The 25,070-nt window shown below is 69.6% G+C and carries 21 protein-coding genes, 4 tRNA genes and 2 pseudogenes; 13 read left to right on the top strand and 14 right to left on the bottom strand.

Annotated features, from left to right (window positions below):
* Nucleotides 1-4 precede the first annotated feature (4 nt).
* The 3 genes from hrpA to C1J00_RS13985 all read left to right on the top strand — a co-directional run bounded on the left by hrpA (nt 5) and on the right by C1J00_RS13985 (nt 4,551).
* Nucleotides 5-3,910 (top strand): ATP-dependent RNA helicase HrpA, encoded by a 3,906-nt coding sequence (hrpA, locus tag C1J00_RS13995; protein WP_102909377.1) that lies wholly within the window; start codon nt 5-7, stop codon nt 3,908-3,910.
* 93 nt (nt 3,911-4,003) lie between these two features.
* Nucleotides 4,004-4,078: transfer RNA gene (locus C1J00_RS13990), tRNA-Asp, on the top strand.
* A 278-nt stretch (nt 4,079-4,356) separates the two neighbouring features.
* The gene (locus C1J00_RS13985; protein ID WP_102909376.1) at nt 4,357-4,551 is read left to right on the top strand and encodes a DUF6274 family protein; all 195 of its coding nucleotides are present in this window, start codon (nt 4,357-4,359) and stop codon (nt 4,549-4,551) included.
* 465 nt (nt 4,552-5,016) lie between these two features.
* On the opposite strand, the gene bldC is transcribed toward C1J00_RS13985, so the two are convergent.
* Nucleotides 5,017-5,223, bottom strand: coding sequence for a developmental transcriptional regulator BldC (gene bldC / locus C1J00_RS13980; RefSeq protein WP_003949541.1), 207 nt, complete (start codon nt 5,221-5,223; stop codon nt 5,017-5,019).
* Nucleotides 5,224-5,822: 599 nt separating this feature from the next.
* Nucleotides 5,823-6,668 carry a DUF8083 family protein gene (locus C1J00_RS13975; RefSeq protein ID WP_102909375.1) on the bottom strand — a complete coding sequence of 282 codons (846 nt, stop codon included), beginning with the start codon at nt 6,666-6,668 and terminating at the stop codon, nt 5,823-5,825.
* Between the two features lie 197 nt (nt 6,669-6,865).
* Here C1J00_RS13975 and C1J00_RS13970 point away from each other — a divergent pair, with 197 nt between their 5' ends.
* Nucleotides 6,866-7,972: a Leu/Phe/Val dehydrogenase gene (locus C1J00_RS13970; RefSeq protein WP_102909373.1), complete on the top strand. Its 1,107-nt coding sequence runs from the start codon at nt 6,866-6,868 to the stop codon at nt 7,970-7,972.
* Nucleotides 7,973-8,280: 308 nt separating this feature from the next.
* On the top strand, nt 8,281-8,529 hold the full coding sequence (locus C1J00_RS13965; protein ID WP_102909372.1) for a DUF3073 domain-containing protein: 249 nt from the start codon (nt 8,281-8,283) through the stop codon (nt 8,527-8,529).
* An 83-nt stretch (nt 8,530-8,612) separates the two neighbouring features.
* Here C1J00_RS13965 and purM read toward each other — a convergent pair whose 3' ends face one another.
* From purM to purS, 9 genes and pseudogenes are all read right to left on the bottom strand, one after another.
* Nucleotides 8,613-9,680: a phosphoribosylformylglycinamidine cyclo-ligase gene (purM, locus tag C1J00_RS13960; protein ID WP_102909371.1), complete on the bottom strand. Its 1,068-nt coding sequence runs from the start codon at nt 9,678-9,680 to the stop codon at nt 8,613-8,615.
* Between the two features lie 44 nt (nt 9,681-9,724).
* Nucleotides 9,725-11,254 carry an amidophosphoribosyltransferase gene (gene purF / locus C1J00_RS13955; protein WP_102909370.1) on the bottom strand — a complete coding sequence of 510 codons (1,530 nt, stop codon included), beginning with the start codon at nt 11,252-11,254 and terminating at the stop codon, nt 9,725-9,727.
* A gap of 63 nt (nt 11,255-11,317) precedes the next feature.
* Nucleotides 11,318-12,091: an META domain-containing protein gene (locus tag C1J00_RS13950; RefSeq protein WP_102909369.1), complete on the bottom strand. Its 774-nt coding sequence runs from the start codon at nt 12,089-12,091 to the stop codon at nt 11,318-11,320.
* A gap of 51 nt (nt 12,092-12,142) precedes the next feature.
* Complete coding sequence (locus C1J00_RS13945) at nt 12,143-12,940, bottom strand: maleylpyruvate isomerase family mycothiol-dependent enzyme (protein ID WP_102909367.1); 798 nt, start codon at nt 12,938-12,940, stop codon at nt 12,143-12,145.
* A gap of 5 nt (nt 12,941-12,945) precedes the next feature.
* Nucleotides 12,946-13,281 (bottom strand): annotated as a pseudogene (locus C1J00_RS13940) (M23 family metallopeptidase); the annotation flags it as partial.
* 87 nt (nt 13,282-13,368) lie between these two features.
* Entirely contained in the window at nt 13,369-13,869 is a 501-nt protein-coding gene (locus C1J00_RS13935; protein WP_102909365.1) for an ArsR/SmtB family transcription factor, read from the bottom strand.
* 106 nt (nt 13,870-13,975) lie between these two features.
* Nucleotides 13,976-16,234, bottom strand: coding sequence for a phosphoribosylformylglycinamidine synthase subunit PurL (purL, locus tag C1J00_RS13930; RefSeq protein WP_102909364.1), 2,259 nt, complete (start codon nt 16,232-16,234; stop codon nt 13,976-13,978).
* Nucleotides 16,231-16,911, bottom strand: coding sequence for a phosphoribosylformylglycinamidine synthase subunit PurQ (purQ, locus tag C1J00_RS13925; protein WP_102909363.1), 681 nt, complete (start codon nt 16,909-16,911; stop codon nt 16,231-16,233). Before purQ ends, purL begins: the two co-directional genes overlap by 4 nt.
* On the bottom strand, nt 16,908-17,171 hold the full coding sequence (gene purS / locus C1J00_RS13920) for a phosphoribosylformylglycinamidine synthase subunit PurS (RefSeq protein ID WP_033314267.1): 264 nt from the start codon (nt 17,169-17,171) through the stop codon (nt 16,908-16,910). The genes purQ and purS overlap by 4 nt, the downstream gene beginning before the upstream one ends.
* Nucleotides 17,172-17,438: 267 nt before the next feature.
* Between purS and C1J00_RS13915 the strand changes: the two genes are divergently transcribed.
* From C1J00_RS13915 to C1J00_RS13880, 8 genes are all read left to right on the top strand, one after another.
* Nucleotides 17,439-17,756 carry a histone-like nucleoid-structuring protein Lsr2 gene (locus C1J00_RS13915; RefSeq protein ID WP_102909379.1) on the top strand — a complete coding sequence of 106 codons (318 nt, stop codon included), beginning with the start codon at nt 17,439-17,441 and terminating at the stop codon, nt 17,754-17,756.
* Nucleotides 17,757-17,890: 134 nt separating this feature from the next.
* Nucleotides 17,891-17,962 (top strand) — tRNA-Gly (locus C1J00_RS13910).
* Between the two features lie 80 nt (nt 17,963-18,042).
* Nucleotides 18,043-18,115, top strand: a tRNA-Gly gene (locus C1J00_RS13905).
* Nucleotides 18,116-18,247: 132 nt separating this feature from the next.
* Entirely contained in the window at nt 18,248-19,219 is a 972-nt protein-coding gene (locus tag C1J00_RS13900) for an ABC transporter ATP-binding protein (RefSeq protein WP_102909362.1), read from the top strand.
* Nucleotides 19,216-20,019, top strand: coding sequence for an ABC transporter permease (locus C1J00_RS13895; RefSeq protein WP_102909361.1), 804 nt, complete (start codon nt 19,216-19,218; stop codon nt 20,017-20,019). Before C1J00_RS13900 ends, C1J00_RS13895 begins: the two co-directional genes overlap by 4 nt.
* A 22-nt stretch (nt 20,020-20,041) precedes the next feature.
* Nucleotides 20,042-21,325: a sensor histidine kinase gene (locus C1J00_RS13890; RefSeq protein WP_102909360.1), complete on the top strand. Its 1,284-nt coding sequence runs from the start codon at nt 20,042-20,044 to the stop codon at nt 21,323-21,325.
* Nucleotides 21,322-21,942: a response regulator transcription factor gene (locus C1J00_RS13885; protein WP_102909359.1), complete on the top strand. Its 621-nt coding sequence runs from the start codon at nt 21,322-21,324 to the stop codon at nt 21,940-21,942. Before C1J00_RS13890 ends, C1J00_RS13885 begins: the two co-directional genes overlap by 4 nt.
* 22 nt (nt 21,943-21,964) lie before the next feature.
* Nucleotides 21,965-22,040: transfer RNA gene (locus C1J00_RS13880), tRNA-Gly, on the top strand.
* Nucleotides 22,041-22,094: 54 nt separating this feature from the next.
* Here the strand turns inward: C1J00_RS13880 and C1J00_RS13875 are convergent.
* From C1J00_RS13875 to C1J00_RS13865, 3 genes and pseudogenes are all read right to left on the bottom strand, one after another.
* Nucleotides 22,095-22,994, bottom strand: coding sequence for a phosphoribosylaminoimidazolesuccinocarboxamide synthase (locus C1J00_RS13875; RefSeq protein ID WP_102909358.1), 900 nt, complete (start codon nt 22,992-22,994; stop codon nt 22,095-22,097).
* A 69-nt stretch (nt 22,995-23,063) separates the two neighbouring features.
* Nucleotides 23,064-24,539: a N,N-dimethylformamidase beta subunit family domain-containing protein gene (locus C1J00_RS13870; RefSeq protein WP_102909357.1), complete on the bottom strand. Its 1,476-nt coding sequence runs from the start codon at nt 24,537-24,539 to the stop codon at nt 23,064-23,066.
* A gap of 260 nt (nt 24,540-24,799) precedes the next feature.
* Nucleotides 24,800-25,070, bottom strand: a pseudogene (locus C1J00_RS13865) (hypothetical protein); the annotation flags it as partial.

Raw genomic sequence — 25,070 nt, 5'->3', positions numbered from 1 at the left:
AGAGGTGTATAAGAGACAGCTGTCCCTGCGCGACGCGCACCGGCTCGGGCGCAGGCTCGAAGGTGCGCGCAAGATCCGTAAGCCGGAGGCGCGGGCCGCCGTGCTCGCCGAGATCGAGGCGGAGGTCGGCAAGGCGGAGGAACGGATGGCCGGGCGGCGCGCCCTGGTGCCTGAGGTCACCTACCCCGAGCAGCTGCCGGTCAGCCAGAAGAAGGACGACATCGCTGCCGCGATCCGCGACCACCAGGTCGTGATCGTCGCCGGTGAGACCGGCTCCGGGAAGACGACGCAGATCCCGAAGATCTGCCTGGAGCTCGGACGCGGCGTGCGCGGCATGATCGGGCACACGCAGCCGCGCAGGATCGCCGCGCGCACGGTCGCCGAGCGTGTCGCCGAGGAACTGGACACTCCGCTCGGCGGGGCCGTCGGCTGGAAGGTCCGCTTCACCGACCAGGTCGATCCGGACGCCACGTTCGTCAAACTCATGACGGACGGCATCCTGCTCGCCGAGATCCAGACCGACCGCGAGCTGCGCGCCTACGACACGATCATCATCGACGAGGCCCACGAGCGGTCCCTCAACATCGACTTCCTGCTGGGTTACCTCGCCCAGCTGCTGCCGAAGCGCCCCGACCTCAAGGTCGTCATCACGTCGGCCACGATCGACCCGGAGCGGTTCTCGCGGCATTTCGGCGATGCCCCGATCGTCGAGGTCAGTGGCCGTACGTATCCCGTGGAGGTCCGCTACCGGCCGCTGCTGGAGGAGGACGGCGACGACGCCGACCGGGACCAGATCACCGCGATCACGGATGCCGTGGAGGAGCTTCAGAAGGAGGGCAAGGGGGACATCCTTGTCTTCCTCTCCGGTGAGCGGGAGATCAGGGACACGGCGGACGCCCTCACCAAGAAGAATTACCGGTTCACCGAGATTTTGCCGCTCTACGCCCGGCTCTCCCATGCGGAGCAGCACCGTGTCTTCCAGCCCCACACGGGTCGCAGGATCGTTCTGGCCACGAATGTCGCCGAGACGTCGCTGACCGTTCCGGGTATCAAGTACGTCATCGACCCGGGCTTCGCGCGGATCTCGCGCTACAGCCACCGCACGAAGGTTCAGCGGCTGCCCATCGAGCCGGTGTCGCAGGCCAGTGCCAATCAGCGCAAGGGCCGGTGCGGCCGTACGTCGGACGGTATCTGCATCCGGTTGTACAGCGAGGACGACTTCGAGGCCCGCCCGGAGTTCACGGACGCGGAGATCCTGCGGACGAACCTCGCTTCCGTCATCCTGCAGATGACCGCGGCCGGCCTCGGGGACATCGAGAAGTTCCCCTTCATCGACCCGCCGGACCACCGCAACATCCGTGACGGTGTTCAGCTGCTCCAGGAGCTGAACGCTTTGGACCCGGCGCAGAAGGACCCTCGCAAGCGGCTCACGGAGACCGGCCGCAAGCTGGCTCAGCTGCCTGTCGACCCCCGGCTGGCCAGGATGGTCCTGGAGGCGGACAAGAACGGCTGTGTGCGCGAGGTCATGGTCATAGCGTCCGCGCTGTCCATCCAGGACCCGCGCGAGCGCCCGGCCGAGAAGCAGGCTCAGGCCGACCAGCAGCACGCCCGCTTCAAGGACGAGACCAGCGACTTCCTGGCCTACCTCAACCTCTGGCGCTATGTCCGTGAGCAGCAGAAGGAGCGGGGTTCGTCCTCGTTCCGCCGGATGTGCAAGCAGGAGTACCTGAATTTCCTTCGCATCCGTGAATGGCAGGACATCTACTCGCAGTTGCGCACGGTCGCGAAGCAGCTGGGCATCCATCTCAACGAGGACGACGCTCCGGCCGACCGCGTCCATGTCTCGCTCCTGGCCGGCCTGCTGTCGCATGTCGGTATGAAGGACGTCAAGGAAGGCGCCAAGAACGAGTATCTGGGGGCGCGGAACGCGAAGTTCGCCGTGTTCCCGGGCTCGGCCCTGTTCAAGAAGCCACCGCGCTTCGTGATGTCCGCCGAACTCGTCGAGACGTCCCGCCTCTGGGCGCGCGTCAACGCCAGGATCGAGCCCGAGTGGGTCGAGCCCCTCGCCGCGCACCTGGTCAAGCGCACGTACAGCGAACCGCACTGGGAGAAGGACCAGGCCGCGGTGATGGCGTACGAGAAGGTCACGTTGTACGGCGTTCCGATCGTCGCCCAGCGAAAGGTCAACTACGGGCGGATCGACCCGGAGATCAGCCGCGAGCTGTTCATCCGGAACGCGCTGGTCGAGGGCGACTGGCGCACGCACCACAAGTTCTTCTCGGACAACCGGCGGCTGCTCACCGAGGTCGAGGAGCTGGAGCACCGTGCCCGGCGGCGGGACATCCTGGTCGATGACGAGACGCTGTACGACTTCTACGACCAGCGGATCCCCGAACACGTCGTCTCCGGTGCCCACTTCGACTCCTGGTGGAAGCACAAGCGGCACGAGCAGCCCGACTTCCTCGATTTCGAGCGCGAGATGCTCATCAACGAGAAGGCGGGCGAGGTCACCAAGGACGACTACCCGGACTCGTGGCGCCAGGGGAACCTCAAGTTCCGGGTGACGTACCAGTTCGAGCCGGGCGCGGACGCCGACGGTGTGACCGTCCACATCCCGCTCCAGGTCCTCAACCAGGTCACGGACGAGGGCTTCGACTGGCAGATCCCGGGCCTGCGTGAGGAGCTGGTGACGGAGCTGATCCGGTCCCTGCCGAAGCCGATCCGCCGGCATTACGTTCCCGCGCCGAACTTCGCGAGGGCGTTCCTGGACCGGGCCGTCCCCCTCCAGGAGCCCCTCACCGCGACGATGACCCGCGAGCTGCGGCTGATGGTCGGGGTGCCCTTCGAGGCGGACGACTTCGACCTGTCCAAGGTCCCCGACCACCTGAAGGTCACGTTCCGGATCGTCGACGAGCGGCGTCGCAAACTGGCCGAGGACAAGGACCTGGAGGCGCTGAAGCTCCAGTTGCGTCCCAAGGCCCGCAAGGCCCTGTCGCAGGCGGCCGCGGCGACGGCCGAGCGCTCCGGCGGTGAGTCCCTGGAGCGTTCGGGCCTGACCGACTGGACGATCGGCACGCTCACCCGCGTCTTCGAGACCCGCCGGGCCGGTCAGCCGGTCAAGGCGTATCCGGCGCTGGTCGACGAGGGCGACACGGTCTCCGTGCGCCTCTTCGACACAGAGGCGGAGCAGGCGCAGGCCATGTGGAAGGGCACGCGCCGGCTGATCGTGCGCAACATCCCGGTGAGCCCGGCGAAATTCGCGAGCGATCGCCTGACGAACGCGCAAAAACTGGCGCTGTCCGCGAATCCGCACGGCTCGATCCAGGGCCTGTTCGACGACTGCGCGATGGCCGCCGCGGACAAGCTGATCGGGGACTTCGGCGGTCCGGCGTGGGACGAGGAGTCGTACCGGAAGTTGTATGACAAGGTGCGCGCCGAGATCGTCGACACGACCGTCCGCACGGTGGGGCAGGTACAGCAGGTCCTGGCCGCCTGGCAGGCCTGTGAACGCCGCCTGAAGGCCGTACGCAGCCCCGTGCTGCTGGCGAACCTTCAGGACGTGCGGGCGCAGCTGGACGCTCTGGTGAAGCCGGGCTTCGTGACGGAGGCGGGGCTGCGGCGGATGCCGGACCTGATGCGCTACCTGGTGGCGGCCGACCGGCGTCTGCAGCAGATGCCGACGAACGTCCAGCGGGACACCACGCGCATGCAGAAGGTGCATGAGATGCGGGACGAGTACGCCTGGCTCCTGGAGCAGCTGCCGCAGGGCCGGCCGGTCCCGTCGTCGGTCCTGGACATCCGCTGGATGATCGAGGAGCTCCGCGTCAGCTACTTCGCCCACGCGCTGGGCACGGCGTACCCCGTCTCCGACAAGCGGATCGTGAAGGCGATCGACGCGGCGGTGCCGTGACGGGGCCCTGACGCAGGGTGAGTTCGACCCGGGACCCACCCTCCTGTAGAGTCTCTTCTCGCAGCGCAACGCACAAATGGCACTGCGAAACCTGGTCCTGTGGAGCAGTTTGGAGTGCTCGCCACCCTGTCAAGGTGGAGGCCGCGGGTTCAAATCCCGTCAGGACCGCATCACAAGAGCCCGGATCTTCGGATCCGGGCTCTTCGCCGTCCGGGCCACCGCCCGAACAAACGAAGGCCGCGCCCGCGGCGGAGCCGCAATCGGACACAGCAAATCCCGTCAGGACCGCCCACCTCACAAAGCCCGGATCGTCGGATCCGGGCTCTCTCGTATGCCCTGACCTCCGTGTAGGCCCTCCGCGCTCCACACGCCGTCTTGACGCCCCCTCATTCCGTCGGTACCCCAGAACCAGGGCCGTCGTCCGTGCGGCCTCCTGGAGGTGGCACATGGCGGCGGCAGCTGCGAGGCACGAGACGCGGGCCCTGCTGCGCGCGCACCTGTCGGCCGCGTCGTCCTACCGGCATCTCACCCGGCATTGCCCGATCTGCCATCGCCTGCTGCGGCTGGCGCTGGAGTCCGCACCGCGTGCAGCTCAGGGCGCGACCCGGGCCGAGGAGGACGAGAGCCCGGCACCCGCATGATCCACGAGCGGACTCAACACCCCTGTGGAGACGGGCTGCTGGAGTCGGCGGCGGCTTCTCTACCGCACCTGCGGCGGAGCTAACAAGCCGCTTGGTATGTGACGGGTGTCACTGCATGAGTTTCGGAAAGTGCGGTACTTACACCCCACCTACAAAGGGTCAATTTAATATGTGCAATTGCACCCTGCCCGAGGTGCCGCACGCAGAGGATCCGGCACCCTTCCCCAGGCTCCTACAAGGCCGCTCACAGCGGGATCGCAGACCCATCGCGGGCGCACAAAAAAGATCGCGCTGGACCCGGCGGAGTCCAGCGCGATCGACGACGCACCCTGCTGCATGCCTGGAAAGCCTTGAACGGCTTGGGCGTGGGGCCTGTTGGGGCAGGACCCCGCGTCGTTTGGAGCTGTGGTCCGGGCGCCGCGGCCAGTTGGGGGAACCAGCCGGTTTGCCCGGTTATTCAGTTGTTCAGGCCTCGCTGCGCTGCTGCGGGATGCCCGCGAGCAGAGCGCGGACCTCGGCCTCGCGGTAGCGCCGATGCCCGCCGAGCGTGCGGATCGACGTGAGCTTGCCGGCCTTCGCCCACCGCGTGACCGTCTTCGGGTCCACACGGAACATGGTGGCGACCTCAGCCGGGGTCAGCAGCGGCTCGGCATCAGGGGTGCGAGCGGTCATGAGCGGCCTCCTCGGGAGAACCGAACCTTCTCGGTTCTTTCCTCTAAATTCTGCACCTTGACCCGCGTTGCCCGAAATGGCGGACGCGAGTCGAGTCGGTTATAGGACGAACGGCTTGTCCTCGGCACTACAACTACACCATCCGTCCAGCCGCGTCGGCCAAACCGATGGAATTGCCCCTCCAGGTGTTCATCAGCGACGGAAGCCGATGGACCATGCCATAGCGGACAGTCACACCGCTGTGACGATCAGTCACAGGGTGAGCAGGAAGTCACGAGACCCCCCAAAGCGTGCAATGCTGAGATTCCGCCCATAGTGCAGCACCATGGGGCGGAAGGAGTCCTCCCCGGACTCCTTGTCCTATTTTGGCATGAGGAGGGGCAAGGGACGCAAGAGCCTCGTACGTGTAGTCCGTCACGCTTGGCCTACTTGAGAGGTCTGCCCGGATCGGGCCCTACGTCCCTTGTTGACGCAGCCTCAGGAGACGCACAGCCCGCTTCAGGAACTCGGTGCGAGGACGAAACCCCAAATCGGGCGGTTCGTCAAACGTCAGTTCGTGACCGGATGCGAGCGGTCTGTGCGGACATCAAGGTCAGAGGTCAGTTGGCCGACCGCAGATCACGTACGGAGCGCCAGCGCTCCACGAGCCGTGCGTACGCCCGGCCCGCGGCAGCCCCGTCGCCCCGGCGCAGCGCGGCGATGCCCTCGGCCACGTCCGCCGCGGAGTGGTCGTCCTCCAGCGCCCCGGCCGGCACCGCGTGCACCAGTCCGCCGTAGTCCAGCTCCACGAGCGAGCGCGGATGGAACTCCTCCAGCCAGCGCCCGACGTCCATCAGGCCGTCGATCAGCGGCCCCTCGTCCATGGCCTCCTTCAGGGCGCGCAGGCCACGGGCCACCCGGCGCCGGGCCTGGACCATGGGGGTGCGGTAGCGCAGCACGGGCGGGCTGTCGGCCGAGGCGCCCTCGTCGTACTCGCGCTCCTCGTCGGAGACCAGCACGAACCAGCTGATCGGCACCTGCCAGGTGGCCGTACGGATCCACGGCCGGGCGTCCGGGTTGATCGCCAGCCAGCGCTCGTAGTCCTGGGACGCCTGGCGCCGCAGGACGGGCGGCAGGACCGCGTCCATGACCGGCGGGGGCAGCTCTTCGCTGAGCTCGTCCAGGGCCAGCCAGCCGCGCAGCCGGGTGCGCCAGGGGCAGACGCAGACGACGCCGTCGACATCGAGCACCAAGGCGTCCTCGCTCTCGTGCACCGGCACCGCCACCGGCGGGGTGGGGGCCAAGTCGGCGAGGGCCCGACGGAGTTCGTCCTGGTACGAGGGGCGGTCCGTACGGCGGGCGTAGTGGGCCCAGTGGCTGCGCTCCGGCTCGGGGAAGGCGACCAGCGGTTCGTACACGCGCAGGTAGGTCGCGTAGGGGACGATCACCGAGGTCACCTTGGGCACGCCTGCTCCCTCCAAACCCACTCACGATCGCGCGGGAAATCTATGCAAATCGTCGCACGGGTGTACTCCGGTCGGAGGTGATCCTGTGCACTGTGCGGTCGGCGGGCCCGTCAGGCTCTAATCTCATGCTCAACAGTCCCCGCCACCCGCACGGAGGCTGGTTTCCACCCGCCGCAACTTACTCAGGAGTCACCACAGTGACCGACGTAACCGGCGCACCTGCTGATGTACTGCACACCCTGTTCCACTCGGACCAGGGCGGACATGAGCAAGTCGTGCTCTGCCAGGACCGCGCGAGCGGCCTCAAGGCCGTCATCGCCCTCCACTCCACCGCCCTGGGCCCCGGGCTCGGCGGCACGCGCTTCTATCCGTACGCGACCGAGGCCGAGGCCGTCGCCGACGCGCTGAACCTCGCCCGCGGCATGTCGTACAAGAACGCCATGGCCGGTCTCGACCACGGCGGCGGCAAGGCCGTGATCATCGGCGACCCGGAGAAGATCAAGACCGAGGAGCTCCTCCTCGCCTACGGCCGTTTCGTCGCCTCCCTGGGCGGGCGCTACGTCACGGCCTGCGACGTCGGTACGTACGTCGCCGACATGGACGTCGTGGCGCGTGAGTGCCGCTGGACGACCGGCCGCTCCCCGGAGAACGGCGGCGCCGGGGACTCCTCCGTCCTCACCGCCTACGGCGTCTACCAGGGCATGCGGGCCTCCGCGCAGCACCTGTGGGGCGACCCCTCGCTGCGCGGGAAGCGGGTCGGCATCGCGGGCGTCGGAAAGGTCGGCCACCACCTGGTGGAGCACCTGCGGGCGGAGGGCGCCGAGGTCGTCATCACCGATGTGCGCGAGGACGCCGTGGGCCGGATCCTCGCGGCACACCCGACGGGCGTCACGGCCGTCGCCGACACCGCGACCCTGATCCGCGCCGAGGGCCTCGACATCTACGCCCCCTGCGCGCTCGGCGGTGCCCTGAACGACGACACCGTGCCCGCGCTCACCGCCAAGGTGGTCTGCGGCGCCGCCAACAACCAGCTCGCCCACCCGGGCGTGGAGAAGGACCTCGCCGACCGCGGGATCCTCTACGCGCCGGACTACGTGGTGAACGCCGGCGGTGTCATCCAGGTCGCCGACGAGCTGCACGGCTTCGACTTCGACCGGTGCAAGGCGAAGGCGTCGAAGATCTTCGACACCACGCTGGCCATATTCGCACGTGCGAAGGATGATGGCATTCCGCCGGCCGCCGCGGCCGACCGGATCGCCGAGCAGCGGATGCACGACGCGGCCCTGGCCCGCCGGGCCCGCTGACTCCGGGCCGACCGGGACGTCTCGTACGTTTGGCCGGTACCCGCCGGTGGGCAGTTAGAGAGAACTCTCACTTCTACCGGCGGGTCGCCCGCCGAGAAGTGGTTAAAATCGCGGTTGACCAGCGAGGACGGGGCGCCTCGAAGGTCCTGGGCGTGGGCAGGTCATGCGGGCGACGTACCGTATGGGCGCGGGCTCAGGTACCGTGGAAGCCCTACGGACCGGACTCTCCGCGGAGAGTCCGTGCCGGACCATGAACGCGTGTCAAGACTGCTGGGGCCGTCGAGCCCCGTCGTTGAGGGGGTCGAGCCATGGGGCGCGGCCGGGCCAAGGCCAAGCAGACGAAGGTCGCCCGCCAGCTGAAGTACAACAGCGGTGGGACTGATCTCTCACGCCTGGCTGAGGAGCTGGGTGCATCGCCTTCGAATCCGCAGCCGCCTAACGGCGAGCCGTTCGAAGACGATGATGAGGACGACGACCTGTACGCACGGTACGCCGACCTCTATGAGGACGACGATGACGAGGACGACCAGTCCTCGCAGCATCGTCGCGGCGCTTGACCCTGCACTGAACACTCACCCGGTCGGTGACTTCGGTCACCGACCGGGTTCTGTGCTGCCTGCAGGGTCACGACCCTCGTGTCTCAGCTCGCGTAGTCACCGATCAGGGCGGCACCGCTGCGGTGCTCGCCCCGGTCGGTGATCTCTCCGGCCACCCAGGCGTCCACGCCGCGGTCGGCGAGGGTCGCCAGGGCCACGTCCACAGACTCCTGGGGCACGATCGCGATCATGCCGACGCCCATGTTCAGGGTCTTCTCGAGCTCCAGGCGCTCGACGCTGCCCGTACGGCCGACGAGGTCGAAGATCGGGGCCGGCGTCCAGGTGGAGCGGTCGACGACGGCGTGCAGGTCGTCCGGGACGACCCGGGCGAGGTTGGCCGCGAGCCCGCCGCCGGTGATGTGGCTGAAGGCGTGCACCTCGGTGGTGCGCATCAGGGCCAGGCAGTCCAGCGAGTAGATCTTCGTCGGTTCCAGCAGCTCCTCGCCGAGGGTGCGGCCGAGCTCCTCGATGTGCGCGTCCAGCGCCAGGCCCGCCTGGTCCAGCAGGACGTGGCGGACGAGTGAGTACCCGTTCGAGTGAAGCCCGGAGGACGCCATGGCGATCACCGCGTCACCCGTGCGGATGCGATCCGCGCCGAGCAGCCGGTCGGCCTCCACGACGCCCGTACCGGCGCCGGCGACGTCGAAGTCGTTCTCGCCCAGCAGGCCCGGGTGCTCGGCCGTCTCGCCGCCGACCAGGGCGCAGCCGGCCAGCACACAGCCCTCGGCGATGCCCTTGACGATGGCGGCGACCCGCTCGGGGTGGACCTTGCCGACGCAGATGTAGTCGGTCATGAACAGCGGCTCGGCGCCGCAGACCACGATGTCGTCCATGACCATGGCGACCAGGTCGTGGCCGATGCTGTCGTAGACGCCCAGCTGGCGGGCGATGTCGACCTTGGTGCCGACGCCGTCCGTGGCGGAGGCCAGCAGGGGCCGCTCGTAGTTCTTCAGGGCGGAGGCGTCGAAGAGGCCGGCGAAGCCGCCGAGGCCGCCGAGGACCTCGGGGCGCTGGGCCTTCTTCACCCACTCCTTCATCAGTTCCACGGCGCGGTCGCCGGCTTCGATGTCGACGCCCGCGGCTGCGTAGCTGGCACCAGTTGTGTCAGGCATGACGATAAGAACCTTTGTGTCGTACGGCAGGTGTTACGGGCCGTCTACGGGCGGCGGATCGCGTCGGCGGCGGCCGTGGCGGCCGGGCCGGCGGCCAGCTCCGTCTCCAGCAGCTGCTTGCCGAGCAGCTCGGGGTCCGGGAGGTCCATCGGGTACTCGCCGTCGAAGCAGGCGCGGCACAGGTTCGGCTTGGCGATGGTGGTCGCCTCGATCATGCCGTCGATGGAGATGTAGGCCAGGGAGTCGGCGCCCAGGGAGGTGCCGATCTCGTCGATCGTCATGCCGTTGGCGATGAGCTCGGCGCGGGTGGCGAAGTCGATGCCGAAGAAGCAGGGCCACTTCACGGGCGGCGAGGAGATCCGGATGTGGACCTCGGCGGCGCCCGCCTCGCGGAGCATGCGGACCAGGGCCCGCTGGGTGTTGCCGCGCACGATGGAGTCGTCGACGACGACCAGGCGCTTGCCCTTGATGACTTCCTTCAGCGGGTTCAGCTTCAGGCGGATGCCCAGCTGGCGGATGGTCTGCGAGGGCTGGATGAACGTCCGGCCGACGTAGGCGTTCTTGACCAGGCCGGCGCCGAACGGGATGCCGGAGGCCTCCGCGTAACCGATCGCCGCAGGTGTGCCGGACTCCGGGGTCGCTATCACCAGGTCGGCCTCGGCCGGCGCTTCCTTGGCCAGCTTGCGGCCCATCTCCACGCGGGAGAGGTACACGTTCCGGCCGGCGATGTCGGTGTCCGGGCGGGCCAGGTACACGTACTCGAAGACACAGCCCTTGGGCTTCGCTTCCGCGAAGCGGGAGGTGCGCAGGCCGTTCTCGTCGATGGCGACGAACTCGCCCGCTTCGATCTCGCGGACGTAACTGGCGCCGCAGATGTCGAGGGCGGCGGACTCGGAGGCGACCACCCAGCCGCGCTCCAGGCGGCCGAGGACCAGCGGGCGGATGCCTTGCGGGTCGCGGGCCGCGTACAGGGTGTGCTCGTCCATGAAGACGAGCGAGAAGGCTCCCTTGACCTGCGGAAGGACCTCGAGGGCGGCCTCCTCGATGGTCAGCGGCTTGCCGTCCTCGTCGACCTGGGCCGCCAGGAGCGCGGTGAGCAGGTCGGTGTCGTTGGTCGCCGCGACGCGCGGCGTACGGCCGCCCTCCTGCTTGGGCAGGTCGGCGACCATCTCGGCGAGCTGGGCGGTGTTGACGAGGTTGCCGTTGTGGCCGAGCGCGATGGATCCGTGTCCGGTCGCGCGGAAGGTCGGCTGGGCGTTCTCCCAGACGGAGGCACCAGTGGTCGAGTAGCGGGCGTGACCGACCGCGATGTGACCCTGGAGCGAACCGAGGGAGGTCTCGTCGAAGACTTGAGAGACCAGGCCCATATCCTTGAAGACGAGGATCTGTGAGCCGTTGCTGACCGCGATTCCCGCGGATTCCTGGCCTCGATGCTGGAGGGCGTAGAGCCCGAAGTACGTGAGCTTGGCGACCTCTTCGCCCGGAGCCCAGACACCGAAGACGCCACAAGCGTCCTGGGGGCCCTTCTCACCGGGGAGCAGGTCGTGGTTGAGTCGTCCGTCACCACGTGGCACGCCACCGAGTGTAGGCGAGGTCGACCACTGGTCCGAATTGGGGATACCGGACTTTCCGGTGGATCACCGCTCGGCCACCGCTCGCACACTCGGCCCGTTTTCGCTGGTCAGGGTGAGGGTTAGGTGATCGACTCCGTACTTCAGCTTCCCGTCGAAAAGCCGCAGCAGGGTCTTCTCACTGGCCATGAGTGAGTCTTCGCACATCATTCGGGTCGTGGCCGGGGGGCCGAGGGTGATATGGCCGTCGCTGACCTGGGCCTTGGCGTTCACCTTGTTGCAGCCGAGGCTGCCGGAGACGGTGCCCTTCTTCTCGTCGAAGGTGAGGTGGGCGCGGCCGTCGGCCTTCGGTGCCGTGACGGTCCACTTGGTGCCGGCCAGCGGGGCGTCCTTCGCCTTGGTCAGCCGGACGGTGTCGCCCCGGCCGGTGGTGAGGGTGAGGCGGTCGTCGTCCACCTTCGCCTTCAGTTCCTGGTCCGAGAAGGCCCGCGCGAGGGTTTTCTCGAAGGCCATGGGTTTGTTCCCGCAGGCCATCTGGGTGGCCCTGGTCTTGCCGAGCCGGACGCGGTCGCCCTCCACGGTGGCCTCGGCGCTGAAGTTGTTGCAGCCGAAGCTGCCCTCGGCCCGGCCCTTGTCGATGGTCACGTGGGCGCCGGCGGGGGCCTGTTGTGTCCGGCCGTCCGCGGTGACGCTGTCCACGCTCCACCGCACACCGGTGACCGGCCGCTCGGCACCGACCGAGCCGCTGCCGCTGTCCGCCTTCTCACTGCCGCAGGCCGCCATGAGCGGGACGAGCATGGCGGCGGCCGTCAGGGTCATGCGCTGCTTCTGCCTGTCCATGCCACTTCGACGGACGACCCGGGTGGATCGGTTCCCCTTGATTCATCAGGGCTACTTCATCAGGGGCAGGTAGACCGACAGGTCCGCCCGCTCGCCGCTCGCGCTGACCTCGGCGTCCTGGAGTGCCTGCGCCCATGCCGTCCGTCCGGTCGCCAGCCGGATCCAGGTCAGCGGGTCCGTCTCGACGACGTTGGGCGGGGTGCCCCGGGTGTGCCTCGGCCCCTCCACGCACTGCACCACCGCGTACGGCGGCACCCGCACCTCCGTGGAACCGCCGGGTGCCTTCGCGGCGAGCGCGTCGGCGAGGAGCCGGGTGCAGGCGGCCAGGGCCTGCCGGTCGTAGGGGATGTCCAGGCCGGGGACGGCGGCGTTGAGGTCGTCGGTGTGGACGACGAGTTCGACGGTGCGGGTGACGAGGTAGTCGGCCAGTGGCAGGGCGCCCGCACTGGTGGCGAGCAGCCGGGTGCCGGGATGGGCGGTGAGGCCGGCGGTGAAGCGCTCCTCGGTGGCCGCCAGATAGGCGGCGGGATCAGAGTGGCTCACGGCCAGCTCACGGGCGTGGGCGGCGATCTCCGGCGCGTCGGCCGCGATCGCGGCGGGCCAGTCGAGCAGGGTGCCGTCCTGCTCGGCCGGCTCCGGCAGGCCGGTCAGCCGGGAGACCGCCCCGAGGACCGTCCCCACGTGTGCCACCAGCTCACGAACCGTCCAATCACCCAGCCGGGTGGGGAGGGCGAGCTGCTCGGGGGTGAGCCCGGCGGCAGCGGCCCGTACGTGCCCGAACTGGGCGAGTACGGCCGCGCGGATCTTGACGGGGTCGTAGCTGCGGAGGCGTTTTCTGGCCGGTGGCATGGAGGTCAGCCTAGGGCGGCGCTCGCGGACGGTACCTGGAAGGTCTCCCCGTTGCGGGGCACGCCGATGCCCTGCCAGGTGAAGGGCACGCCCCGGGCCGCGTCCGGGTCCGGGCCGTCCATCAGCTGGAAGTGCAGGTGGGGTTCGGAGGAGTTGCCGGAGTTGCCGCAGCGGGCGATCGGCTGTCCGGCGCGGACGCGGTCGCCCTCGCGGACGATGAGGGAGCCTCGCTGGAGGTGGGCGTAGGCGGCGTAGGTGCCGTCGCCGAGGTCGAGGACGAGGTGGTTGCCGAGGATGCGGCCGACGCCCGCGAGCTCTCGCACTATCCCTTCGGGAAGCAGCCATCAGGCCGAAGAAGACGAGCCACAGCACGCGGTAGGCCACCATGCCGAGCTTGCGAGCGGACATTCGGTTCCCCCAGGTTTTCGCTACGGGCGGGCCGTCGCCAGTGCCACCAGGAGCGGTACGACCCGCCCCGGTGGCACCTCGTGGCGGCCCCGGCCGGTCGTGTGGAGCCAGCCCGTGGCGGTGAGCTGGCGCAGGTGGTGGTAGATCTGGCCGGTCGTGCCGACCTCGTCCAGCTCGGCGAGTTCGGTGGCGGTGCGCCGGCCGCCGAGGATCTCGCGGAGCAGGCGGATCCGGACCGGGTGGCCGAGCGCCGCGAACGACTCGGCGGCCGTGGTCCAGTCACCCTCCAGAAGGTCCTCCGTGAGGGCGGTCATCTGCCAGGAGTACTCCTCGCCCGTCGGCAGGCCCACGGAGCCGGTGTAGAGGACACCGCCGTGGGGCACCCCCGCCTCGGACAGCTGCTCCCTCAGTCCGTTCAGCGCCCAGAAGTCGCCCCCGTCGATGCGGGGGCCGGTGCGCCGGGCGCCTTCGAGGGCCGCCAGACGGCGTTCGAGGGCGGTGACGCGTTCTCCCAGATCCATACCCACAGATTACGTAACTACGTAATCCCGTGCAAGAGCCGGCGCCCACATCCGCCCGGGCACGGCGAAGCCCCCCGGTCCGGGCGGGGGGCTTCGGTGCAGTTGCCTACTTGAGCAGCGCCGGGATCGTGCCCTCGTGCGTCTCGCGCAGCTCGGACAGGGGCAGCGCGAACTCGCCCTGGACGTCCACGGTGTCGCCGTCGACGACACCGATGCGGGTGACGGGCAGGCCCCGCGCACCGCACATGTCGTTGAAGCGGACCTCTTCGGAGCGCGGCACTGCCACGACCGCGCGGCCCGCCGACTCGGAGAAGAGGAAGGTGAAGGCGTCCAGACCATCCGGGACGATCAGGCGGGCGCCCTTGCCGCCCAGCAGCGCCGACTCGACGACCGCCTGGATCAGACCGCCGTCGGACAGGTCGTGCGCGGAGTCGATCATGCCGTCGCGGGAGGCGGAGATCAGGATCTCGGCCAGCAGGCGCTCGCGCTCCAGGTCGACCTGCGGGGGCAGACCGCCGAGGTGGTCGTGGACGACCTGGGACCAGGCCGAGCCGCCGAACTCCTCACGGGTGTCGCCGAGGAGGTAGAGCAGCTGGCCCTCCTCCTGGAAGGCGACCGGCGTGCGGCGGGCCACGTCGTCGATGACGCCGAGAACCGCGACCACCGGGGTGGGGTGGATGGCCGCCTCGCCCGTCTGGTTGTAGAGGGACACGTTGCCCCCCGTGACCGGCGTGCCCAGCTGCTGACAGGCGTCCGCCAGACCGCGCACGGCCTCCGCGAACTGCCACATCACCGCCGGGTCCTCGGGCGAGCCGAAGTTCAGGCAGTCGGAGACCGCGAGGGGCCTGGCACCGGTGGTGGCGACGTTGCGGTACGCCTCCGCCAGGGCCAGCTGGGCGCCGTGGTACGGGTCGAGCTTGGCGTACCGGCCGTTGCCGTCGGTCGCGATCGCCACGCCGAGATCGGTCTCCTCGTCGATCCGGATCATGCCGGAGTCCTCGGGCTGGGCGAGCACGGTGTTGCCCTGCACGAAGTGGTCGTACTGGCTGGTGATCCAGGACTTGGAGGCCTGGTTCGGGGAGCCGACCAGCTTCAGGACCTGGTCCTTCAGCTCCTCGGACGTCTCCGGCCGCGGCAGCTTGTTCGCGTCGTCGGCCTGGAGCTCGTCCTGCCAGGACGGGCGGGCGTAGGGGCGCTCGTAGACCGGGCCCTCGTGCGCGACCGTGCGCGGGTCGACGTCGACGATCTTGCCGCCGTGCCAGTAGATCTCCAGGCGGTCGCCGTCGGTCACCTCACCGATGACGGTGGCGATGACGTCCCACTTGTCGCAGATCTCCAGGAAGCGGTCGACCTTCTCCGGCTCGACGACCGCGCACATGCGTTCCTGTGACTCGCTCATGAGGATTTCCTCGGGCGAGAGGGTCGAGTCGCGCAGCGGGACGTCGTCCAGGGTGACGCGCATGCCGCCCGAGCCGTTGGAGGCGAGCTCGGAGGTGGCGCAGGACAGGCCGGCCGCGCCGAGGTCCTGGATGCCGACGACGAGCTTCTCCCGGAAGGCCTCCAGCGTGCACTCGATGAGCAGCTTCTCCTGGAAGGGGTCGCCGACCTGGACGGCCGGGCGCTTCGAGGGCTTGGCGTCGTCGAAGGTCTCGGAGGCCAGGATCGAGGCGCCGCCGATGCCGTCACCGCCGGTCCGGGCCCCGTACAGGATGACCTTGTTGCCCGCGCCGGACGCCTTCGCCAGGTGAATGTCCTCGTGCCGCATGACGCCGATGGCACCGGCGTTGACCAGCGGGTTGCCCTGGTAGCAGGCGTCGAAGACGACCTCGCCGCCGATGTTGGGCAGGCCCAGGCAGTTGCCGTAGCCGCCGATGCCGGCGACGACACCCGGCAGCACGCGCTTGGTGTCGGGGTGGTCGGCGGCACCGAAGCGGAGCGGGTCGACGACCGCGACCGGGCGCGCACCCATGGCGATGATGTCGCGGACGATGCCGCCGACACCGGTGGCGGCGCCCTGGTACGGCTCGACGTACGACGGGTGGTTGTGCGACTCGACCTTGAAGGTGACCGCGTAGCCCTGGCCGACGTCGACGACACCGGCGTTCTCGCCGATGCCGACGAGCATGGCGTCGGACTCGGGGGCCTTCTCGCCGAACTGGCGCAGGTGCACCTTGCTGCTCTTGTACGAGCAGTGCTCCGACCACATCACCGAGTACATGGCGAGCTCGGCCCCGGTGGGCCGGCGGCCGAGGATCTCCACGACCCGCTCGTACTCGTCCTTCTTCAGGCCCAGTTCGGCCCAGGGCAGCTCGACGTCGGGGGTCGCGGCCGCGTGCTCGACCGTGTCCAGAGGCGTCCGGCTCATGCGTTGACCAGCTTCTTGAGGATCGAGGTGAAGAACGGGAGGCCGTCGGTGCGGCCGGTGCCGATCAGCGGCTCGACGGCGTGCTCGGGGTGCGGCATGAGGCCGACCACGTTTCCGGCCTCGTTGCTGACACCGGCGATGTCCCGCTGGGAGCCGTTGGGGTTGAAGTCCACATACCGGAAGGCGACGCGGCCCTCGGCCTCCAGCTCGTCGAGGGTGCGCTCGTCGGCGACGTACTGCCCGTCGTTGTTCTTCAGCGGGATGTGGATCTCCTGGCCGGCCGCGTAGTCGGTGGTCCAGGCGGTTTCGGCGTTCTCCACCCGCAGCTTCTGGTCGCGGCAGATGAAGTGCAGGTGGTTGTTGCGCAGCATCGTGCCCGGCAGCAGATGGGCCTCGGTGAGGATCTGGAAGCCGTTGCAGATGCCGAGCACCGGCAGACCGGCCTTCGCCTGCTCCAGCAGGGGCTCCATCACCGGCGAGAAACGGGCGATGGCTCCGGCGCGCAGATAGTCGCCGTAGGAGAAACCACCGCACAGCACCACGGCGTCGACCTGCTTGAGGTCCTTGTCCTTGTGCCACAGGGCGACCGGCTCGGCGCCCGCGACCCGGATCGCGCGCTGGGTGTCACGGTCGTCCAGACTGCCGGGAAAAGTGACGACGCCAATACGAGCGGTCACTTCACGGCCTCCGCGACTTCCTCGACACGGATCGTGAAGTCCTCGATCACGGTGTTCGCGAGGAAGGACTCCGCAAGATCATGAATGCGGGCGAGGGCGGCCTCGTCGACCGGCCCGTCAACTTCCAGTTCGAAACGCTTTCCCTGGCGGACGTCCGAGATCCCGTCGAAACCCAGCCGCGGCAGTGCGCGCTGCACCGCCTGGCCCTGGGGGTCGAGGATCTCCGGCTTGAGCATGACGTCGACTACGACGCGTGCCACTGGCACTCCCGGTGTGTGGTGCTGAGCAGGTTCCTTCAGACTACCCGCACAAAATTTCTACGCGCGTTGACTTGTAGGAAACTACGTGACCGTCATCACGATCCGGCATCGACGGACCCACACGCGACATTTTCGGGAAAGATTCCGGATCGACACCCGGCACCCATTGCCTTCTGACACGCGGGAGGATTTAGTCGGGCTTCACAATGTATTGCCAGGCACTGTACAAATGAATTGGCAAAGTGCCGCATGAAGGGACCGATATTCGTGGCGCAGAAGGTCGTGGTCACTCTCTCTGACGACATCGACGGCTCGGAAGCGGCGGAAACGATCGCCTTCGGACTGGACGGCAAGTCGTACGAGATCGACCTGAGCGAAGTCAACGCCGGAGAACTGCGGCAGGCGCTCGCGCCGTACGTGGAGGCCGGCCGCAAGCGGTCCCGCTCGGGCAAGGCCTACCGGCAGACGGAGGTCGCCCCCGACCCGTCGGCCGTGCGCGCCTGGGCCCAGGCCCACAAGATGGAGGTCCCCGCGCGCGGGCGCATCCCCAAGAAGGTCTACGAGGCGTTCACCGCCGCGCAGTGACGGCCCGTCGAGCCCGGCCCCACGGCCGGCCACCCGCCCCTCGCGGCAACCGACTTGCGCAGCACCCCGGCTGATCAGCTAGAGTCTGGAGCACGCCGAGGGGCGAGGCCGAAAGGCCCGGCTCACGGAAACATGCGGGTGTAGTTCAGTAGTAGAACATCCCCCTTCCAGGGGGAAGGCGCAGTGTGCGATTCCTGTCACCCGCTCTGCATCGCCGTACCGACCACAGTTGTGGATCAGGTAGGCTGGTGCCCGCACCGATCGGTGAAAGCTGGTCGGGAGCAATGCGGACGTAGCTCAGCTGGTAGAGCGCAACCTTGCCAAGGTTGAGGTCGCGAGTTCGAACCTCGTCGTCCGCTCGGGAATGAAGGCCCCGGTCCATCAGGACCGGGGCCTTCTTCGTATCCCCCGAGCATCCGCCTGACATTTGTCATGCCGAACGATGACAGCGCGCACTGCTCGCGGGCCCGTGTGGCCGGGACGCTTGAAGCATGGAAAGCAACGGACACGAACACGTGATTGAGGTCACTGACCTGCGACGTGTGTACGGGGGCGGGTTCGAGGCGGTACGCGGGATCAGCTTCACCGTCCGACGCGGGGAGATCTTCGCGCTGCTCGGCACCAACGGCGCGGGCAAGACGTCCACCGTCGAACTCCTGGAGGGACTCGCGGAGCCGGCCGGCGGACGGGTGCGGGTCCTCGGGCACGATCCGTACACCGAACGGGCCGCCGTACGGCCCCGCACCGGCGTGATGCTCCAGGAAGGCGGCTTCCCCTCCGAGCTCACCGTCGCGGAGACCGCGCGGATGTGGGCGGGATGCGTGAGCGGGGCACGGCCGCCCGCCGAGGTGCTGGCGCTGGTCGGCCTGGAGACCAAGGCCGGCACCCGGGTCAAGCAGCTGTCCGGCGGCCAGCGGCGCCGCCTCGACCTGGCCCTCGCCCTGCTCGGCGATCCCGAGGTGCTCTTCCTCGACGAACCGTCCACCGGACTGGACGCCGAAGGCCGCCGGGCCACCTGGGAGTTGGTGAGCGCGCTGCGCGACGGCGGGACGACGGTGCTGCTGACCACGCACTACCTGGAGGAGGCCGAGAACCTCGCCGACCGGCTCGCGATCATGCACGACGGCCGGATCGCCACCACCGGGACACCGGCCGAGGTGACCGCCGCGGAGCCGTCGCGGATCTCCTTCGAGCTGCCCGACGGCTACTTCGTCGGCGACCTCCCGCCGCTCGGCGGGCTGGGCGTGGCCGGGCACGAGACCGACGGCCGGCTCGTCCGGCTCCGCACCCACGAACTGCAGCGGACGGCCACCGGGCTGCTGATGTGGGCCGCGCAGGCCGGGGTGGAGCTGCGCCGCCTGGACATGCGCTCGGCGTCCCTGGAGGAGGCGTTCCTCGGGATCGCCAAGAACGCCTCGGCGGAGCAGGCCACGGGAATGACGACGAAGGAGTACGCGGCATGAGCGCCACGCAGACGACGCCCCGGCCGGCCACGGCGATGACGACCCCGCTGAGCCGGATGACCGCTCTCGCCCGCGCCGAACTGACCCTGCTCGGGCGGACCAAGGGCGCGCTCGTCGCCGCGCTGTTCGTACCGCTGGTGATGCCGGTCAGCGTGCGGTCGGCGGCGGAGGAGATGGACCTCGCCGGGGCTGGGCTGAGCCCCGGCACGCTGGTGCTGCCCGCAGCCTTCGGCTTCTCCCTGCTGTTCGCCGTCTACTCGGTGCTCGTCGGCGTGTTCGTCGTCCGGCGTGAGGAGCTCGTCCTCAAGCGGCTGCGCACCGGTGAGCTCCGGGACGCCGAGATCCTGGGCGGCTCCGCGCTGCCGGCCGTCCTCACCGGGCTGGCGCAGTGCCTGCTGCTGACGGCCGGCTGTGTCGCGCTGCTGGACCTGTCCGCGCCGTCGGCGCCCCATCTGATCGTGCTCGGTCTGCTGTTGGGGCTCGTGATGTGCGCGGCCCTCGCCGCGGCCACCGCCAGTTTCACCAAGACGGGCGAGAGCGCCCAGGCCACGCCCATGCCGCTGCTGATGGTCTCGATGATCGGCTCCGGCATGTTCTTGCCGCTGGAGCTGATGCCGGACCGGGTGGCCTCCGTGTGCGAGCTGCTGCCGCTGACGCCCGTCGTCACGCTGGTGCGCGGCGGCTGGACCGGGAACCTCTCCGGGTACGAGGCGCTGGGTGCTCTGGCGACCGCGATGGCCTGGATCCTCATCGGGGTGTTTGCTGTACGGCGGTGGTTCCGCTGGGAACCGCGGCGCTGACCGAAGGGGGAGTGACGGGCCGATGCGCACGCCGGGCAGGTGGTGGCGGCACAAGAGCACGCCGGAGAAGGTCGAGACGTACACGCGGTGGTCGTTCCACTTCTTCGCGGTGATGGAGTTCTTCTCCGTCGGGCTCACGTCCGTGGCGCCGCTCGGGGCGCGGCTGGGCAGTGTCGTCATGCTGGCGGTGGCCGTGCACGCCGGCCTCTGCTTCGTGACCGTGTCACGGGCGATCGACTGGACGCGTGGCCGCAGGCCCCAGCCCACCGGGCTGCTGTGGACCTTGGCCGCCGTCACCGCCGCGATCGCCGTCGCCGCGATCGGCCTGGCCGAGCTCGGACCGGAGGGCGAGAGCGTCGACACCGCCGCCGGTGGCGTCTTCGGTGTGATCCTGATCTTCGGCCCCGGCATCATCGCGCTCGGCGTCCGCGACCGGCGGCGCGCGTTCGCCATCGCGGGCGGCTTCGCGGCAGGCACCTGGACCGTGGCGTTCGCGCTCGGCGCCTCCGTGCTCACGGCGCTCTTCACGGCGCTGATCGTGCTGATCGGCGGCGTGTTCATCGCCTTCACGGCCGTCTTCTCGGTGTGGCTGATGAACGCCGTCTACCGACTCGACGAGGCCCGCGAGACCCGGAGCCGGCTCGCCGTCGCCGAGGAGCGGCTGCGGTTCGGGCGGGATCTGCACGACGTCATGGGGCGCAACCTCGCCGTGATCGCCCTCAAGAGCGAACTCGCCGTGCAGCTGGCCCAGCGGGGGCGGCCGGAGGCCGTGACGCAGATGGTCGAGGTGCAGCGGCTCGCGCAGGAGTCGCAGCGCGAGGTGCGGGAGGTCGTGCGCGGCTACCGGGAAGCCGACCTCGGGTCGGAACTCGCCGGTGCGCAAGGGGTGCTGGCGGCGGCCGGCATCGACTGCACGGTCGGCGGGACACCGGTGGCAGGGCTGCCGGCCGCGGTGCAGTCCGCCCTGGGGTGGGTGGTGCGGGAGGCCGCGACGAACGTCCTGCGGCATGGGGACGCACGGCGGTGTTCCGTGCGGTTGCGGGTACTGGAGGGGCGAGTGGTGCTGTCCGTGGAGAACGACGGCGCGGACGAGGCGGGGAAGGAGCCCGGGGCCGGGCCCTCCGGCTCGGGGCTCGCCGGGCTGCGGGAACGCCTGGCGGAGATCGACGGGACGCTGGAGGCCGGGCCGGCGGGACGAGGGCTGTTCCGGCTGACGGCGGAGATTCCGCTGCCGCCGCCGTCCGCCCCTCCCGGCGCCGCCCCGGCCGTCATCGCGGCGCGTCCCGTGAGTGAGGTCATCTCATGACGGCCGTGGAACCCATCCGGCTGCTGCTCGCCGATGACGAGCACCTCATCCGGGGGGCGCTCGCCGCGCTGCTGTCACTGGAGGACGACCTCATCGTCGTCGCCGAGGCGGCCACCGGTCCCGAGGCGCTGGCGATGGCCCGGGCGCACAAGCCCGACGTCGCCGTGCTGGACCTCCAGATGCCCGGGGCCGACGGTGTGAAGGTCGCCACATCCCTACGGACCGAACTGCCCGGCTGCAGGGTCCTCATCGTCACCAGCCACGGGCGGCCCGGGCATCTGAAGCGTGCGCTGGAGGCCGGGGTGCGGGGGTTCGTGCCCAAAACCGTGAGCGCGCAGCGGCTCGCCGAGCTCATCCGTACGGTGCACGCCGGGAACCGTTACGTCGACCCGGAGTTGGCCGCCGACGCCATCGCCGCCGGGGACTCGCCGCTGACCGCGCGGGAGGCCGAGGTCCTGGAACTCGCCGTCGACGGGGCGCCCGTCGCGGAGATCGCCGAACGGGCCGCGCTGTCGCAGGGGACCGTACGGAACTATCTGTCGTCGGCCGTGTCGAAGCTCGGGGCGGAGAACCGGCATGCGGCGGTACGGCTCGCGCGGGAGCGAGGTTGGGTATAGTGGTTCTCGCGCCACGGCGCATGCGAACGTAGCTCAGTTGGTAGAGCGCAACCTTGCCAAGGTTGAGGTCGCGAGTTCGAACCTCGTCGTTCGCTCCATCGAGAAGCCCCCCGGTTCCGGCCGGGGGGCTTCTCCGTGTCCCGGGTACGGGGCTACATCCAGCTGATGCCGGTCAGGCGCTCGTACGCCTCGACGTACTTGGCGCGGGTGGCGTCGACGACCTGCTGGGGCAGGGCGGGCGGCGGCTGCTCGCTCCCCCGGTCCCAGCCGGACTCCGGCGAGGTCAGCCAGTCCCGGACGAACTGCTTGTCGTACGACGGCTGCGCACGGCCCGGCTCCCACTGGTCGGCCGGCCAGAAGCGGGAGGAGTCCGCGGTGAGGACCTCGTCCGCGAGGACCAGGTCATCGCCCTCGAAGCCGAACTCGAACTTGGTGTCCGCGAGGATGATGCCCCGCTCCCGCGCGATGTCCCGGCCGCGGGAGTAGACGGCGAGGGTCGCCTGGCGCAGCCGGGCCGCGGTGTCCGCGCCGACCTGGCGGGCGACCTCCTCGTAGGAGACGTTCTCGTCGTGCTCGCCGACGGCGGCCTTGGTGGCCGGGGTGAAGATCGGGGCGGGCAGTTCGCTGCCGTCGGTCAGGCCCTCCGGCAGGGCGAGGCCGCAGACCGTGCGGGTCTCGTTGTACTCGGCGAGGCCAGAGCCGGTGAGGTAGCCGCGGGCCACGCACTCCACGGGCACCATCTGCAGCGACTTGCAGATCAGTGTGCGGCCCGCCCAGTCGGCGGGGGCGCCCGCGGGCAGGTCCGTGCTCAGGACGTGGTTCGGGATCAGGTCGGCGAGCCGGTCGAACCACCACAGGGAGAGCTGCGTGAGGATCCGGCCCTTGTCGGGGATCTCGGTCGGCAGCACCCAGTCGTAGGCGGACATGCGGTCGCTGGCGACCATCACGAGGTCGCCCGCCTCGTTGCGGTACAGCTCGCGCACCTTGCCGGTGTGCAGATGCACCAAGCCCGGAACCTGGATCGGCTCGGGCTTTTCGACGAATCCGGACACGGTTCCTCCCCGTGGTTCTGTCTGAGTGGCTCGATTCTCCCGTATCCGAGCTTGATCACCGACAGTGGGTCAGGCCCGTTTGCAGATGCGGTCCAGGAGATTGGCGGTGGCGCGCTGGATACGCGGGTCGACGTGGCCGGGGCGGTCCAGGGCCGGGGACCATGCGAACGTTCCAGCTGCGAAGACCCAGGCGCCGGAGGGTGCGCGGTACAGGGACGTCTCCTGGTGGCGGAGGACGCCCTCCTTGTCGGCGTACGGGGAGTGGGCGAGCAGCATGCGCTCGTCGTGGTCGGGCAGCGGGGTGCGCGGGAAGTAGCGGTCCGCCTCGCCCGCCACCAGGTTCTCGATCTCGTCGCCCTCGTGCGCCCCGGTCGCCTCCCACAGCCAGTGCCCGGCGTTGCGCACGATCAGCGGGTGCGGCTCCGGGACGGGCCCGGCGTACTGGATGCCCAGGAGCTGCTGCTCCGCCCGGTCGATCTCCCGCCACAGCACCGGCTTGCCCGGGCCCCGGCGCTTGCGGCAGGTCAGCAGCCGGTCGGGGACGCCGGAGGGGGAGGGGCCCAGCTCCACCTGCCAGTACATGGAGTTGGCGGAGAGGAAGACCAGCGAGGTGCCGGTGCCGCGGGCGAGCTCCACGGTCCGGCGCATCTCCGCCGACCAGTACTCGTCGTGCCCCGGGAAGACCAGGCCTCGGTAGCGGGCCGGGTCGACGCGGCCCGCGTGCAGGTCGCCGGCGCCGGCGTAGGCGACGTCGTAGCCGTAGCGCTCGGCCCAGCGGATGAAGTCGTAGGCGTGACCGACGTGGAGGGGGAGGCCGGCGCCCGCGTACGGGCGGTCGAAGGAGACCGTCGTGGCGGCATCGGACTCGCCGAGCAGCCGGCCCTTCTCGTCCCAGGCGTGGTAGAGGCTGGCGCCGGTGCGGCCGTCCTCCGGGTAGAGGTTGTACGCCTGCCAGGTGACGTCGGGCAGCACGAGCAGCAGGTCGGCGGGCTGGTCGTGGCGGACGGTGAAGGGGACGTGCGAGCGGTAGCCGTCGGCGGTGGTGAGCACGGCGACGTACGCGCCGACGTTCCAGTACGACGGGACCTGGAGCCGCCAGGACAGCCACCAGTGGTGGCAGGAGACCGTACGGTCCGCGGTGAGCGGCGCGGGCTGGACGATGCCGGACAGGCGCGGGCTGGTGGTGATCTTCGCGGCGCCGTCACCGCCGTAGTGGCCGATGCGGTAGATGTCGACGGCGAACTGCTGGGGTGGGTCGACGGTGATGTGGAAGTCGATGGCCTCGCCGGGCGTGACCGCGCCGGTCGAGGTGAAGCCCTTGATCTTACGGTGGACGTCGTCGGCCGCGCGGGGGCCGCCCGAGCGGCTGCCCTTCTTCGACGGGTGAGGGGCGTCCTGGTCCGCGTACCAGGGGACGACCTGGCCCGAGTCGTCGAAATACGTCACGTTGCCACGCAGCCACGGAACGGGGCCCTGCCCGAAGGGATCCGTCACGGCATGCGCCATCGCTCCCGACTCCCAGCGGCGAATCTGCTCCGAACCCATGGTTGCTTCCCCTCCCCTTGCCCCCGTGGTGGTGCCTGCCGGTGTGGTGTGTGCCGGGCGACTGGTGCCGGTGTGCTGCTGGTGCCGGTGTGGTGTGTGCGGTGTTCCGCGGTGGGTGCGACGCCTACGTGCGTATGTGCTTGTCGTATGTCCCAAGCCCTTGCCATGCACGCGAGCGGTCCCAGCACATCACATAACGCGCGCACTTCGTCACTGTTCGTTTTGAATTGGCCAGAACCGGAAGTGGGTGCTCCGGGTGGTCAGCCGAGGCGGACCGGCTTCTCCGGGCGTATGCCGAGCTGGGAGAGCCAGACCCGCAGGGGCGTGGCGTCGCCGTCCTCGATGAGGGTGAGGACCTTGGGCGCCAGATCGGCCGTGCGCTCACCGTCGACCAGGAGGGTCGGGCCGTCCAGCCAGTCCAGGCCGGGAGTCGCGCCGGCGGTGTCCATCGCGGCGCAGCAGACCATCGCGGTGAGGTGGTCGGCGAGCAGTTCCCTGGCCGTGCGCGGGGGCTGGAGGGGGAAGAGGGGC

The sequence above is a fragment of the Streptomyces cahuitamycinicus genome (assembly GCF_002891435.1).
Lineage (GTDB): Bacteria > Actinomycetota > Actinomycetes > Streptomycetales > Streptomycetaceae > Streptomyces > Streptomyces cahuitamycinicus.
Note: the sequence above shows the minus strand (reverse complement) of the source record. Positions and strands in the feature narration are given on the sequence as shown.

Excerpts from the sequence above, each read along its gene's own strand:
- C1J00_RS13985 (WP_102909376.1), top strand. The coding sequence starts at position 4,357 with ATGGCGGCGGCAGCTGCGAGGCACGAGACGCGGGCCCTGCTGCGCGCG.
- bldC (WP_003949541.1), bottom strand. The coding sequence starts at position 5,223 with ATGACCGCTCGCACCCCTGATGCCGAGCCGCTGCTGACCCCGGCTGAG.
- C1J00_RS13965 (WP_102909372.1), top strand. The coding sequence starts at position 8,281 with ATGGGGCGCGGCCGGGCCAAGGCCAAGCAGACGAAGGTCGCCCGCCAG.
- purM (WP_102909371.1), bottom strand. The coding sequence starts at position 9,680 with ATGCCTGACACAACTGGTGCCAGCTACGCAGCCGCGGGCGTCGACATC.
- C1J00_RS13950 (WP_102909369.1), bottom strand. The coding sequence starts at position 12,091 with ATGGACAGGCAGAAGCAGCGCATGACCCTGACGGCCGCCGCCATGCTC.
- C1J00_RS13945 (WP_102909367.1), bottom strand. The coding sequence starts at position 12,940 with ATGCCACCGGCCAGAAAACGCCTCCGCAGCTACGACCCCGTCAAGATC.
- C1J00_RS13935 (WP_102909365.1), bottom strand. The coding sequence starts at position 13,869 with ATGGATCTGGGAGAACGCGTCACCGCCCTCGAACGCCGTCTGGCGGCC.
- purL (WP_102909364.1), bottom strand. The coding sequence starts at position 16,234 with ATGAGCCGGACGCCTCTGGACACGGTCGAGCACGCGGCCGCGACCCCC.
- C1J00_RS13900 (WP_102909362.1), top strand. The coding sequence starts at position 18,248 with ATGGAAAGCAACGGACACGAACACGTGATTGAGGTCACTGACCTGCGA.
- C1J00_RS13895 (WP_102909361.1), top strand. The coding sequence starts at position 19,216 with ATGAGCGCCACGCAGACGACGCCCCGGCCGGCCACGGCGATGACGACC.
- C1J00_RS13890 (WP_102909360.1), top strand. The coding sequence starts at position 20,042 with ATGCGCACGCCGGGCAGGTGGTGGCGGCACAAGAGCACGCCGGAGAAG.
- C1J00_RS13885 (WP_102909359.1), top strand. The coding sequence starts at position 21,322 with ATGACGGCCGTGGAACCCATCCGGCTGCTGCTCGCCGATGACGAGCAC.
- C1J00_RS13870 (WP_102909357.1), bottom strand. The coding sequence starts at position 24,539 with ATGGGTTCGGAGCAGATTCGCCGCTGGGAGTCGGGAGCGATGGCGCAT.